13 protein-coding genes are annotated in these 12880 nt (G+C 70.1%); 4 read left to right on the forward strand and 9 right to left on the reverse strand.

The window, feature by feature from the left end:
- Positions 1–10 precede the first annotated feature (10 nt).
- Genes ACGFNU_RS17235 through ACGFNU_RS17250 form a run of 4 tightly spaced genes read right to left on the reverse strand, consistent with a single transcriptional unit; the run spans position 11 to position 3286 of the window.
- Positions 11–967, reverse strand: a complete 957-nt coding sequence (locus ACGFNU_RS17235; protein WP_392594566.1) for a VWA domain-containing protein — start codon at positions 965–967, stop codon at positions 11–13.
- Entirely contained in the window at positions 964–1911 is a 948-nt protein-coding gene (locus tag ACGFNU_RS17240; RefSeq protein WP_392594568.1) for a DUF58 domain-containing protein, read from the reverse strand. The genes ACGFNU_RS17235 and ACGFNU_RS17240 overlap by 4 nt, the downstream gene beginning before the upstream one ends.
- Positions 1908–3029 (reverse strand): AAA family ATPase, encoded by a 1122-nt coding sequence (locus ACGFNU_RS17245; RefSeq protein WP_392594570.1) that lies wholly within the window; start codon positions 3027–3029, stop codon positions 1908–1910. The genes ACGFNU_RS17240 and ACGFNU_RS17245 overlap by 4 nt, the downstream gene beginning before the upstream one ends.
- Positions 3026–3286, reverse strand: coding sequence for a hypothetical protein (locus ACGFNU_RS17250; RefSeq protein ID WP_392594571.1), 261 nt, complete (start codon positions 3284–3286; stop codon positions 3026–3028). Before ACGFNU_RS17250 ends, ACGFNU_RS17245 begins: the two co-directional genes overlap by 4 nt.
- Before the next feature lie 392 nt (positions 3287–3678).
- On the opposite strand from ACGFNU_RS17250, the gene ACGFNU_RS17255 reads away from it, so the two are divergent.
- Together ACGFNU_RS17255 and ACGFNU_RS17260 are read left to right on the forward strand one after the other, a co-directional pair.
- Complete coding sequence (locus ACGFNU_RS17255) at positions 3679–4221, forward strand: hypothetical protein (protein ID WP_392594573.1); 543 nt, start codon at positions 3679–3681, stop codon at positions 4219–4221.
- Between the two features lie 112 nt (positions 4222–4333).
- Positions 4334–4543, forward strand: coding sequence for a DUF5999 family protein (locus tag ACGFNU_RS17260; RefSeq protein ID WP_392594923.1), 210 nt, complete (start codon positions 4334–4336; stop codon positions 4541–4543).
- 212 nt (positions 4544–4755) lie between these two features.
- On the opposite strand, the gene ACGFNU_RS17265 is transcribed toward ACGFNU_RS17260, so the two are convergent.
- The 3 genes from ACGFNU_RS17265 to ACGFNU_RS17275 all read right to left on the reverse strand — a co-directional run bounded on the left by ACGFNU_RS17265 (position 4756) and on the right by ACGFNU_RS17275 (position 8005).
- Positions 4756–6900: a molybdopterin-dependent oxidoreductase gene (locus ACGFNU_RS17265; protein ID WP_392594575.1), complete on the reverse strand. Its 2145-nt coding sequence runs from the start codon at positions 6898–6900 to the stop codon at positions 4756–4758.
- 111 nt (positions 6901–7011) lie between these two features.
- Positions 7012–7299 carry a hypothetical protein gene (locus ACGFNU_RS17270; RefSeq protein ID WP_392594577.1) on the reverse strand — a complete coding sequence of 96 codons (288 nt, stop codon included), beginning with the start codon at positions 7297–7299 and terminating at the stop codon, positions 7012–7014.
- Between the two features lie 49 nt (positions 7300–7348).
- Entirely contained in the window at positions 7349–8005 is a 657-nt protein-coding gene (locus tag ACGFNU_RS17275; RefSeq protein WP_392594579.1) for a YdcF family protein, read from the reverse strand.
- Positions 8006–8161: 156 nt separating this feature from the next.
- On the opposite strand from ACGFNU_RS17275, the gene ACGFNU_RS17280 reads away from it, so the two are divergent.
- On the forward strand, positions 8162–8440 hold the full coding sequence (locus ACGFNU_RS17280) for a hypothetical protein (RefSeq protein ID WP_392594581.1): 279 nt from the start codon (positions 8162–8164) through the stop codon (positions 8438–8440).
- A 66-nt stretch (positions 8441–8506) separates the two neighbouring features.
- Here ACGFNU_RS17280 and ACGFNU_RS17285 read toward each other — a convergent pair whose 3' ends face one another.
- Complete coding sequence (locus tag ACGFNU_RS17285) at positions 8507–10048, reverse strand: GMC oxidoreductase (RefSeq protein ID WP_392594582.1); 1542 nt, start codon at positions 10046–10048, stop codon at positions 8507–8509.
- Positions 10049–10332: 284 nt separating this feature from the next.
- On the opposite strand from ACGFNU_RS17285, the gene ACGFNU_RS17290 reads away from it, so the two are divergent.
- Positions 10333–11799 carry a hypothetical protein gene (locus tag ACGFNU_RS17290; RefSeq protein WP_392594583.1) on the forward strand — a complete coding sequence of 489 codons (1467 nt, stop codon included), beginning with the start codon at positions 10333–10335 and terminating at the stop codon, positions 11797–11799.
- A gap of 124 nt (positions 11800–11923) precedes the next feature.
- Here ACGFNU_RS17290 and ACGFNU_RS17295 read toward each other — a convergent pair whose 3' ends face one another.
- Positions 11924–12691: an SGNH/GDSL hydrolase family protein gene (locus tag ACGFNU_RS17295; protein ID WP_392594585.1), complete on the reverse strand. Its 768-nt coding sequence runs from the start codon at positions 12689–12691 to the stop codon at positions 11924–11926.
- Between the last annotated feature and the right edge of the window lie 189 nt (positions 12692–12880).

The raw sequence follows: 12880 nt of genomic DNA on the forward strand, positions 1-12880 counted from the left end.
GAAACGTTCACTACGGAAGGCGGGAGAACCACAGCAACGAGGTCCCGGCGGTGGCGCAGGCGAGGATCAGGCCCGCCGCGACGAACCACGCCCACACCTCGCGCTGCTCGATCCGGTAGCCGATGCTGCTGCCGATGTCCTGGTAGACCTGGCGCAGTTCGGTCCCGGTGGCGGCCTCGTAGAAGCGGCCGCCGGTGGCCTCGGCGAGGCTCTCCAGCGCGGGCCCGTCCACGGGCACCCTGATGGGCCTCCCGTTCTGGTAGATCACGCCCTCCGGGGTGCCGTAGGCGATGGTCGAGACGGGCACCCGCGCGTCGGCCGCCCGGCGGGCCGCCTCGACAGGGCTGCGCCCGGCCGTGTTGGTGCCGTCGGAGAGCAGGACGACGCGTCCCGGCGGCGCCCCCTCGCCGAACTGCGCGCCGAAGCCCGCGATCGCCTCCAGCGAGGCGATCACGCCCTCGCCGATCGCGGTCCGCGGGCCGAGCGCCAGCCGGTCCACGCCGGCGCGCATGGCCGCCCGGTCGGTGGTCGGCGCCACGGTCACCGACGCGGTGCCCGAGAACGCGACGAGGCCGACGTTGAAGCGCGCGGGCAGCCCGTCGACGAACGAGCGGGCGGCGCGCTTGGCGGCCATGAGCCGGTCGGGCTCGACGTCGGTCGCCTCCATCGACGACGACACGTCCACCGCCACCATGATCGTCGCCTGCTCGCGCGGGACCCGGACATCGGCCGCGGGCCGGGCGAAGCCGGTGACGAACAGGCCGAGCATGAGCAGGAACGCGGCGGCGGGCAGATGCCGGCGCCAGCCCGGGCGTGCCGGGGCGACCTTCTCCAGGAGGGCGAGATTGGTGAAGCGGACCGCGTACCGGCTCCGCCGCACCTGCATCACCACGTACACGCCAAGGAAGAGCAGCAGCGCGAGCAGGAAGGAGAGCCGGAAGGGAGCTAGGAAGCTCAGGCTGCTCATGCCGCGCCTCCCGGCGGGGGCTTGGGCGCCGCGGCGGCCAGTCGCCGCTGGGTCTGGACGTGGCGGACGATGTCGCGCATCCAGTCGCCGTCCGTGCGGAGCCGCAGATGGGCCGCCCCGGACCGGCGCAGCGCGGCCGAGATCGCCGCGCGCTGCTCGGCCGCGGCGACCGCGTACCGTTCCCGCAGGCGGCGGCTCGCGGTCGGGATCTCCCTGCGGCGGCCCGTCTCCGGATCGACCACCGTGAGGAGCCCGACGTCGGGGAGCGACAGCTCGCGCGGGTCGACGACCTCGACGGCCAGCATCTGATGGTGCCGGGCCAGCAGGCGCAGCGGCCGTTCCCACGACTCGACCGTCTCCAGGAAGTCGGAGACCACCACGGCGAGGCCCCGGCGGCGCGCCGTCGTCCGCAGCAGGAGGTCGGCGCCCGCGCCGAGGGACGGCGCGCCGTGGCCGCCGGGGCGGTTGCGCGGCACCTCCAGCAGCGACCGCAGCAGGCCGAGCAGGTGCGGCCGTCCGGTGCGCGCGGGGACGTGCCGGAGCCCGGTGCCGTGCAGGATCTGGGCGCCGACGCGGTTACCGCTCCGTTCGGTGAGGTAGGCGACCGCGGCGACGGCGTAGACCGCCAGATCGCGCTTCTCGACCCGGCCGGTGCCGAAGTCCATGCTGGCCGTGGCGTCGACGAGGAGCCAGGTCTCCAGTTCCCGGTCGGCGACGCGGTCACGGACGTGGGGCACGGTGGTCCGGGCCGTGAGGTTCCAGTCCATCGTCCGGACGTCGTCGCCGGGCAGGTACTCGCGGCCTTCGGCGGCCTCGCTCCCCGGCCCGGGCAGCAGGCCCAGGTGCTCGCCCTGCAGCAGCCCGTCCAGCCGCCGCATGATGACCAGCTCCAGGCGCCGGAGAGCCTGTTCGGGCGCGAGCTCGCGCAGGTCGGGCGTCGTCACGCGGCCGCACCCCCGTCCCGCCGCGCCGGCCCGCCGAGATCACGTTCCCCGGAGCCGCCGATGGCGCCCGTCCCGTCATGACGGGACGCGGCGGCGAGATCGTCCGGGTCGTGGGCACCGGCGCCGTTGTCGTCGTCGCGCGGGGCGATCTTGGGGAGCGGGAGGGCGTCGACGACCGTGCCGATGATCGCGCGGGGTGCGATCCCGTCGGCGAGCGCGTCGAACGAGAGGACGAGCCGGTGCGCCATCACGTCCGCGGCGAGATCGCGCACGTCCGCGGGCAGCATGTGGTCGCGGCCGCGCAGCAGGGCGAGCGCCCGCCCGGCCGCCACCAGGCCGAGGGTCGCCCGCGGGCTGGCGCCGTAGGAGATCAGCCGGGTCACGTCGGCGATCCCGTAGGCGAGGGGATCGCGGGTCGCGGCGACCAGGCGCACGGCGTACCGCGCGACCTCGTCGTGCACGAAGACCCGTTCCGCGGCCCGCCGGAGTTCCGTCACCCGGTCGGTGTCGAGGATCCGCGCGGGCGTCGGCGGGTGCACGCTCATCCGGTAGAGGATCGACAGCTCCTCGGCCTCCGTCGGGTAGCCGACGTCGATCTTCATCAGGAACCGGTCGCGCTGGGCCTCGGGCAGCTGGTAGACGCCCTCGGACTCGATCGGGTTCTGGGTGGCGAGGACGAGGAAGGGCGCCGGCACCGGGAACGTGCGACCGCCGATGCTGACCTGACGCTCCGCCATGACCTCCAGGAGCGCCGACTGCACCTTGGCCGGCGCGCGGTTGATCTCGTCCGCGAGCACGATGTTGGCCATCACGGGGCCGAGCTCGATGTCGAACCGCTCGGTCGAGGGCCGGTAGATGCGGGTGCCCACGATGTCCGACGGCACCAGGTCCGGGGTGAACTGGAGCCGCGCGAACGAGCCGCCGACCACCGTCGCGAGCGTTTCGGCGGCGAGCGTCTTGGCGACCCCCGGCACGCCCTCCAGCAGGCAGTGCCCGCCGGCCAGGACCGCCACGAGGAGGCGCTCGATCATGCGGTCCTGGCCGACGATGACGCGTTTGACCTCGAAGAGGGCGCGCTCGGCGAGCACGCCCTCGGCCGCGGGGTGGGGCGAGGTCATCGGGTGTCCGCCGCCTGGCCGCCGGAGCCCGCGCCGCCGCCGCGCCCGGGGCAGTCGTGCCCGTCGGCGTCCGCTCCGGTGCCGCCCGTCGCGTCCGTCCCGGCGCCGCCGCCGGGCGTCTCGTCACCGACGATCTGCAGCTCGACGCGGCCTCCGCCGCCCGGATCGGCGAGCGCGGTGCCTCCCGCGGCGAGGCCCGCCGCTCCGGCGATCCCGGCCACCACGATCGCGATCCTCGTCCGTCCGTTGAGAGCCATTGCGCGTTCCCTCCGTCGTCGTCGTGCGCGCCGGCGACCGTCCGGCCGTCCGGAACAACAGTCACGATCACAACAAGCGGCAGCGAAAGCGGACTTAAGGACGATGGGGAAGGATCAGGTTCGGCGGCTGATCGCATGGATTTCGCGGAGGGAGAAATTTCGTCGCGGCGCCGGGCCGGCCGGCCGCTGATCGAACCGCCGATTCCGCACAAGGGCAGGCGGTCGGCGGCGGTGACGCGCGGGTTTCGGACGACTCCCGCCGCACGTCCGTACCAAAGATTCTTTTCTGATCGACTTTTCCGTTAGGGGCCTTTCCGGTAGTTTCTCAGCGTTTTGTGAAGTGAATTCATGATCGGTCTCCCCTCGCAACGAGATCATGAAAGGACGCCACGATGGCCACGGCTACGGGCTTCATAGCGGCCGCCCTCATCGGTCTGCTGGCGCTGCTGGCCGCCGGGCGGCGCGGTCGCGGAGGCTCCCCCCGGACTCCGCGGGCCCCCTTGGACGCGACCGCTCCCACCATGTCCACCGGTCTCGCACACCCCGAATCGCTCACCGCCGTGCTGGAGCCCGGCGCGGAGGAGTACCTGGCCTGGCTGGCCGATCACCACTGGCCGGCCGACGAGTATCTGGAGCTCGAGATCGAGTGGCGGGGCGAGCTCGGCACGCTCGAGGCGCCGGACCTGACCGAGGCGCCGCCCTGCCCGCAGTGCCGCCGGCGCCGTGAGGACGTGTGGCCGTGCCCGCAATGCGGCCGCCTGCTGCACTCCTCGTGCGGGCACGGGATGCGGCGGCGGCAGGTCGAGCAGCCCTACCGGACCCACGGGACCAACTCCGAGGCCGTGATCGCGGAGTGGCTCTGCACCGGCTGCACCTCGGTGGTCGGGCTGGACGTCGACCGGGGCGACGAGGCGGACGACGACCTCCTGCGCTGATCGCCACACCCCGAACGTAAAGTTTCGGGCGATTCCTTGCATATTTCGGGTAGCCGAATGCAGGCTGTGGTATGTCCTAAATCACAGGACGTCCGTGGAGGTATCGGTGCCCATCCCAGACAGTTCGGTCTGCTCCCACGAGCCGGCCTGTCCTGCGTCAGACTGCCCCAACCGCGAAGCGGCACGCATGGTGGCCAGCCATCCGGAACAGGGCTGGAGCCTGCTGTGCAACGGCATCGTGGTCTTCGACGACACCGGCGAACTGCTGCCCGACGGACAGATCGTCGCCCCGCACCGCCCCACCACCCCCTCCGCCGCCTGACCCTCCCCCGCCTGGCCATCAGCCCCCACACCCGGCACGATCCACACCGCCAAGCGGACGCGATCTCACGCCGCCAGGCAGGCGCAACCCACACCGCTAGACGGGCACGACCCACGCCGCCGAGCGGACGCGATCCATGCTGTGAGCCAGGGGCGATCTCACGCCGCCGAGCGGGCACGATCCACACCGCCAGGCAGGCACGCCCCATGCCATCAAGCGGGGGCGATCTTCACTGGGACGCCGTTGAGGTGGGCCATCCCGGCGAGAGGTTCGAGGTCGGAGGGGTCCGCGGAGGCGAGCAGGTTCACGTTCACTCCCCCGGCCGCGTTGGCCACCTGCCAGCCGCCCTCGTGCCCCCAGCCGTGCGGGACCGCGATCGTGCCCGGCGTCATCTCGTCGGTGACCGTGACGGGCAGGACGACCGAGCCGTGCTCCGACGTGACGCGGCACGGCGCCCCGTCCTGGAGCCCGTACTCGGCCGCGTCCTTGGGATTGACCCGCGCCGCGTGCCGGCGCTTGCCGCGCATGAGGCCCGGGGCGTTGTGCATCCAGGAGTTGTGCGAACGCAGTTCCCGCATCCCGATCAGCCGCAGCGGATACCCGGCGGGAGGCTCGGGCGCCGCGGCCAGCCGTTCGATCTCGGCGAGGATCTCCGGCGGCGCGAGGTGCACCTTCTTGTCCTTGTGCAGGATCCGGCGGCGCAGCGTGCCGGTGCGCTGATGGTCTCCGAGCACGACGCCATGCGGGTTGGCGCGCAGCTTGCGCAGGCTGAGCCCGCCGCGGCGCAGCCCGTACCAGTCGCCGTGCGGGCCGGTGCGCAGCAGCGCGTCCGCCATCGTGCGCGGTGAGGGTCGCACGCCCAGCCGGTACGCCAGGCGCTGCGCCCCGAACGAGCCGAGCGGGAGCCTCATCCGGCGGGCGAAGGCGTCGATGATCTCCCACTCCTGCCGTGCCTCGCCGCGCGGCGGCACGACGGCCTCGGTCCACGTGACGTACGGGGTGAGGTGGTTCTGAAGGAAGGGCAGCGGGAGGTCTTCACGTTCGAGGAACGTGGTGGCGGGCAGGATGTAGTCGGCCTTGCGTCCGGTGTCCGACACGTACAGGTCGATGCAGACCAGCAGGTCGAGCTGCTCCAGGGCGTCCCCGAGAGCAGCGCTGCCGGGCACGGAGCTGAGCGGATTGCCCGCCGAGACGATGAGCGCCCGCAGCTGCCCGGGGCCCGGCGTCGTGATCTCCCCGGCCATCACCCCGGCCGGGAACGTGCCGAGCACGTCCGGGTAACCGCCGACGCGCGACCGGGTCGTGCCGTACGTGGCGAGCCCCGACCGCTTGGCGATCTCATCGATCCGGATCGGCGACGCCCCGAAGATCGCGCCACCCGCTCGGTCCAGGCCTCCGGCCACCAGCGTCACCGCGTCGATCAGAAAGGCCGTGAGCGTCCCGTACCGGCCGAGGCACGTTCCAGTCCGCCCGTACACCACGGGGCGCTCAGAGGCCGCCAGCGCCCGCGCCAGGGCCCGTACGTCCTCCGCCGCCACCCCGCTGCGCGGTGCCGTCTCCTCCGGCGGAAATCCCCGCACCGCCTCCCGCAGCCGCTCCACCCCCGAAGCCAGGCCGCACGCCCCGCGATCCTCCAGCCCCTCGTCAAAGATCACGTTCAGCACCGACACCAGCAGCCAGGCGTCACCGTCGGGCGCCACCGGCAGGTGCTCGAACGCCGCCGCCGTCTCCGTCCGCCGCGGATCGACCACCACCACCCGCCCGCCCCGGCGCACGATCGCGGCGAGATCCTCCTTGATCCGCGGGGCCGTCACCAGGCTGCCGTGCGAGACCAGCGGATTCGCGCCCAGCATCACCAGGAGCTCGGTGCGCTTCAGATCGGGGATCGGGACCAGCACCGGCGACCCGTACAGCAGCGCGCTGGCCGCGAACCGGTTGTTGACGTCCTGCGACCCGGCCGAATAGAAGTGCCGCGACCCCAGCGCGCCCATGAAGGCGCTCGTCCAGAGGGGGTGGCTGTAGGAGAACGTGGCGGGATTGCCGAAATACCACCCGATCGCCCCGCCGCCATGAGCCTTACGAATCCCGTTGAGCCGCGCCGCGATCTCGGCGAGCGCCACGTCCCAGCTCACCCGCTCGAACTCCCCGTCCGCCCGCCGCCGCAGCGGATAGAGCACCCGGTCGGGATCGTTCTGGACCTCGGCCATCGCGATGCCCTTGGGGCACGCGAAACCCTTGGACAGCGGATGCTCCCGGTCAGGCCGGATCTGGAGCACCGCACCGTCCTCGACGGTCGCCGTGAGCCCGCACAACGGCTCGCAGATCCGGCAGTAAGTGAACGCTTGCGTCGTTCCCATGGCCCGATTGTGCCCTACTCCCACCAGATCTCAACCACCGAACCAGCCACCCGCGATGCCGCCGCACCTCAACAACCGGACCCGGTCTCTGGGCGCTCACGGCGCCACGGGTCAGGCGGCGGCTTGGTGACAGGGAGGTCGGGTCTGGAAGGGCGTGGGGGTGCGGGAGAAGGCGTAGGCGTTGGAGACGGTCGCCAGCGCCCAGCGCATGCGGGTGGCGTATTCGTCGGGGTGGTCGCCTGCCTCCTGCGCCACGTACGCGGCGCATCTGAGGGCGTCGACGACGCGCAGGCGGTCGGTGATGGCGGCGCGCACCAGGGCGGCCGTGGGGTGGTCAGAGGCCTGCAGCCTCGTGGTGTACAGCACCTGTGCCAGGTCCGAGGTGGTCATCGGAGCCATGACGTGCTCCTTTTCCTCCGGCGGTGTGGTGTTCTGCCTTAAGTCCAAGCTACGGGGCGCCTCTGACATTTTTGGCCAGGTAGCGGTCGAAGCCGAGCGCGGCGAGTTCCTCGTGGGCGGCCCAGGCTCCGGGGTCCATCGGCACGGGCATCTGGAAGCCCGTCTCGGCGTAGACGACCATGCGCTGGAGATCGCCGACCATGAGTTCGATGAGCTGGCACTCGTTCACGGTGGCGAGGTCGTCGTAGCTTGCTTCGGGCGCTGAGGTAAGCCATTCGACGTCCGGCCACTGACGTTGGGCCGTGGCCAGGCTGCGGCGTGTCATGTAGGGCTTCGCGACGAGGATGGCCCTCGTGATGTTGAGGTTGCGTTCGGCTAGGAGTTTTCTTGTGGCGGTGATGTTGGCGCCGGTATTGGTCGCGGTCTCTTCTAGGAGGAGGGCGGTGGCGGGTACGCCTTTCGCGCGCATGACCTGGGCGAAGACCTGGGCCTCTGTCTCGGGCCAGGCGGAGGTGACCTTGCCGCGGCCGCCGGAGATCACGATCAGGGGCGCCCAGCCCTCGTGCCAGAGCCGGGCGGCGTGCTCGGCCACGCGGGGATCGTGACATCCGAGGGTCAAGACGCAGTCACTCCGCGTCAGCGGGGTGAGGTGGACGAGATAGTCCCAGACCCGCCTGGCCAGCGCACGTTCGTGGTCGCCGATCATCGTCGCGCACCCCCGTCCGCGGTAAACCTTTGGACCGATATCACCCGCGCGCCGCATGTCGCACACGTGTCCAATAGACCCCACGAGTAGCGTTCAGCTAGTTTGCCCATTACGCAAGGTCCTTATGAAAATCGATCGCGGGAGGGACGGCGAGGCGTGATCTCAGCTCTGATCCTCTGCATGTTCGCCGGCCTGTTCGTCATGTGCGTGCGGCGGCTGCTCCGACCTGCCCTGACTGCGCGGCGCGACGCCGCGGAGACCGGGGGCGCCGGCACGGATGACGGCGGCCATCCCGAGTCGATGACGGCCGAGCTCGATCCCGGCGACGAGGAGTATCTGGCGTGGCTGGCCGACAGCCTCTGGCCGGAGGACGAGTATCTCGACCTCGATCACGCCGATGACGAGGAGGGGCCGGGGAGCAGCGTGCACGCGTGAGAAAGCGGTTTCCCGCGGAAGAGTCGGCCACACGCGCCCGTGGCCGACTGCCACATCGGATCAGGGCTACAGATCGGCCGCGATGATCTTTTCGATGTTCCGTTCGGCGAGCGCCGTGATGGTGACGAACGGATTGACGCTGGTGTTGCCGGGGATCAGGGCGCCGTCGATGACGTACAGGCCCGGGTGGCCGTGGAGGCGGCCGTAGTTGTCGGTGGCCTTGTTCAGCACCGCCCCGCCGAGGGGGTGGTACGTGAGGTGGTCGCCCCAGATCTTGTAGGTGCCGAAGAGGTCGGTCCGGTAGATCGTCCCCTCCTTTGAATTGATCTTGTCGAAGATCGTCTTGGCCATGTCGATGGCCGGCTGCTTCCAGGCGGTCTGCCAGTTGAGGTCGACCTTGCCCGTCCCGCTGTTCCAGGAGAACTGCCCGCGGTTCGGGTTCTTGGTGATGGACAGGTAGAACGAGGCGTACGTCTCGATGCCGGTGGGCAGCGGCGCGACCTCGGCGAACGCACCGCCCGCGGCCCAGTTGTCGATGCCGGAGCACGGGATGGTCGATTGCAGGGCCCCTGTCGGGTCCCACAGGTGGTTGGCGCGGCCACACATGACGTTGCCGTTGTCACCCCAGCCCTTGCCGACCTCACCGTTGAGGTTGGGCAGCGCACCGGCGGCCTTCAGCTTGACCAGCAGCTTGCTGGTGCCGACGCTGCCCGCCGCGAAGAACACCCTGTCCGCGGTGACGGTCTTGGTGGTCGTGACGGCGCCGGTGGTGTCGATCTGCTCGATGACGACCGTGAAGCCGCCGCCGCTCTTCGGCGAGACCGAGGTGACCCGGTGCTGCGGCGAGATGTTGACCTTGCCGGTGGCCTTCGCACGGGCCAGGTACGTCTGCTGCAGGGTCTTCTTGCCGTAGTTGTTGCCGTAAAGGATTTCGGCGGCCAGCGCCGATCTGGTGGCCGTTCCGGCCGCCTCCCGCTTCATGTAGTCCCAGTCGTACACGTCGGGGACGAAGACGAACGGGAAGCCCGAGCGCTGCGCGTGCTTACGTCCGACCCTGGCGAACTGGTAGCAGTCGGTGGTGTCGAACCAGGCCGGGTCGATGGTGCCGACCCCGAGCCCGGAGTTGGCGCGCGGGTAGTAGGTGTTGTACATCTCGTCGGCGTTCACCGATGGGAGGATCGCGCCGAAGTTCTCGCGCTTGGGGGTGACGGCCATGCCGCCGTTGACGAGCGAGCCGCCGCCGACGCCGCGGCCCTGGTAGACGGTGATGCCGCTGAAGTCCTCGGCGTCCAGGATCCCGGTGTACTTCGGGACGTCCTTGTCGATCGGGAAGCCGAGGAAGTTGCTGAGCGGCTGCTTGGTCCTGGTCCGCAGCCAGTAGGCCCGGTAGTCGGGGGCGTTCGTGGGACAGAAGATCTTGCCGTCGGAGCCCGGGGTGTCCCAGGCCATGCCCATCTCGATCATGTAGACGTCCACGCCCGCCTGGGCCAGGCGCAGGGCGGCCACGGAGCCGCCGTACCCGGTGCCGACCACGAGCGCCGGGACGTGGACCCCGTTGCCGATCGGCGCCGCCGCGGCGGCCGGGGTGGCGCGGAGGCCCAGTGCCACCGCACCCAAGATAGAACCAGTTCCAGCGATGAATCCACGGCGCGAGACGGCCGCTGTACCACTGCTATGCGCGGTACTGTCACCCATGTGATCTACCTCACTCTCACAGGACTGAAACACGTTCTACATGCTTCGAACAGGTAGATCCACGGGCTACGCGGAGGTAACTTGCGTTCGATCACACACCCGGAGCATGGGGTCACAGCGCGTCCGCCTGTGGCACGGAGCGTGACCAGCCAATCACCTGTTGACAGTGCGAGCGCCGTCACGAGATCGTCCCGGCCGTGGAGATCGCCAACCTGACACCCGCCGAACGCCGCGTGTGGTGGGCGTTCCCGCGCGGCGAGACGATCGACTTCAGCCGGCCCGGGGACGAGCACGCCGAACACGGCGGCTCCTGGGGGCCGGAACGGACCGTCCGCGCGGAGGTCCTGCGGGCGCTCCTGCTCAGTGGCCGGCCCGCGGACGGCGAGATCGCGGCGCTACGGGTGACGGGCGCACGCGTCACCGGCACGCTCAACCTGCACAACGCCGACATCCCGTACGCGATCCGGTTCCACGCGTGCCACTTCGAGTCCGAGCTGATGATCTACGGAGCGGAGATCCGCCAGCTCAGCCTGTCGCGCTCCTACTTCCCCGGCCTGGAGGGAACCGCCCTCAGCGTCGCCCGCATCGTGCACTTCTCCGACTGCCGCGTGCCCGGAAGCCTGCGCCTCGGCGGCGCCCGCTTCGCAGGCGCGCTGTTCCTCGACGGAGCGCACATCGGCGATGCCGGCTCTCCCAAGAATCATGTGCTCCAGCTCAACCACGCCACCATCGAGAACGACGTCGCCGCGCCGGGGCTCATCGTCCACGGGGGAATCCGGCTGAACGGCGCGTCCATCACGGGCAGCCTGATCATTGACAACGCCGTGCTCCGGCATCCCGGCGCCACCGTGCTGAACGCCAAGACGCTCGATGTCGGCAACGACCTGAGCGCCACCCGGCTGCACGCGGTCGGCCGTCTCAACTTCCGCGGCCTCTGCGTGGCCGGGCAGATGAACTTCGCGCACGCCAAGCTCGCCAATCCCGGCGACATGGTGTTGCGAGCCAGCAGCATCGTCGCCAGCGAGTTCTGGCTCCGCGAAGTGGCCCCGATCGAGGGCCGTGTCACACTGCGCCGTTCACGGTTCGAGGTACTGCACATCACACCGGACACGTGGCCCGGCTCAGTGCGCCTTGACGGGCTCACCTACGGGACGCTCGACCCCCACCTGCCCCCAGAGGAACGCTTGAAGCTCCTGGAACGTGAAGAGGACGGCTACGTCCCGCACAGCTATGAGCAGCTCGCCCTTTCCTACCGCCGCGTCGGCGATGACGACGCCGCACGCACCGTCCAGCTGGCCAAACAGCGTCGCCGCCGCAGGACCCTCCGCTGGCACCTCAAGCTCTGGGGCTACCTGCAGGACGTCACGGTCGGCTACGGCTATCGCCCCATGCGCGCGGCCGCCTGGCTCCTCACGCTGATGCTCGTCGGCTCCGTCGCCTACGCCCTGCACCACCCCGCCCCGCTCAAGCCTGGCGAGGCCCCCGACTTCAACCCGGTCTTCTACACCCTCGACCTTCTCCTGCCGATCATCGACTTCGGCCAGGAAAAGGCGTTCAAGCCCAAGAACGCCTACCAGTGGCTCTCGTACACGCTCATCGTCACCGGCTGGATCCTCGCCACCACCATCGCCGCAGGCATCACCCGAGCCCTCAGCCGCCAATGAACCGCCGGCACCCGAGCACAGAAAAACCTACTATACATGTAGAATTAGTTCACAAGCGGAAGGTGCGAGTGTGAGCGCGGTGTTGCTGCGGACACTCGTCGCCGAGATCGGGGCGACTGGGTTTTCAGCGCTGGGAGCGGGGGTCGGCCGAGTTGAGGGCGGGGAGGTAGCCGAGCCGGTGGCCGCGGGCCGTCGGGTGGTACGAGTCGTCGAGCGGGATCTCGACCGAATGCAGCCATCCGTGGCCCGAACAGAGTTCGTGGCCGGCGAACTCGTCCCGCACATCGGAGAAGACGAATCCGGCCCGGGAGGCGGCCGCCGCGACGGTGATGTCGAGTGAGTCCGCGCCGCGGTTCAGCGCGGTCCGCCTCCCTTTGGACAGCCCCGCACAGTTATTGACGATTTTATATAGTCGTGGATATCCGAGCACCACGACTCGGGCCGACGGCGCCTTTTCCCTGATCGCCCGATAAAGGGTGTCGAGCCGATCCGGCAGGGTGGTCGCCATGTATTCCTCCGCATCGGACACCGCCTTCGTACAGTCGTCCGCCGACCGCAGGACGCACGTCTCCATCACCTTCGCGAAGCCCGCGTCGTTCCCGCCCGCCGTCACGGTGACGAGCGTCGTCGTGGGACTCAACGCGCCGAGTTGGTCCGCGAGAACGCCGGTCGTGCGGGCTCCTGAGCAGGCCATGAAGCCGAACGACGTCACCGCCCGCTGGGCCGCCCACAGCCGCGGATAAGCGTGCTCACTACGTTCGCACTTGCCGCCGGACGGGTCGTAAGCACCCGCTCCCGTGCCCGACGCATACGAATCGCCGAGGGCGACGTAGTTGATTTCGGCGGCCACCGCGTTGTCGCCGCAGGCGACGGAGCCCGAAAGGAAAGCCACCGCTGCGACGGCAGTCGCACACAGGCGGGGAACGCGCATCGGCACTCCGCGGAAGAGAGATCTAGTTGTGTCGAACGGGTGATACCCGCAACCCCAATACGGGAAGCCTCCAATGGCATGGATAAATTGCGCTTTTTCGCGGACCGGTGATCAACTATTAAGGGCACGGTCAGCGGGGCGGGCGATTGG

It is taken from the genome of Spirillospora sp. NPDC048911 (assembly GCF_043198015.1).
Taxonomy (GTDB): Bacteria; Actinomycetota; Actinomycetes; order Streptosporangiales; family Streptosporangiaceae; genus Spirillospora.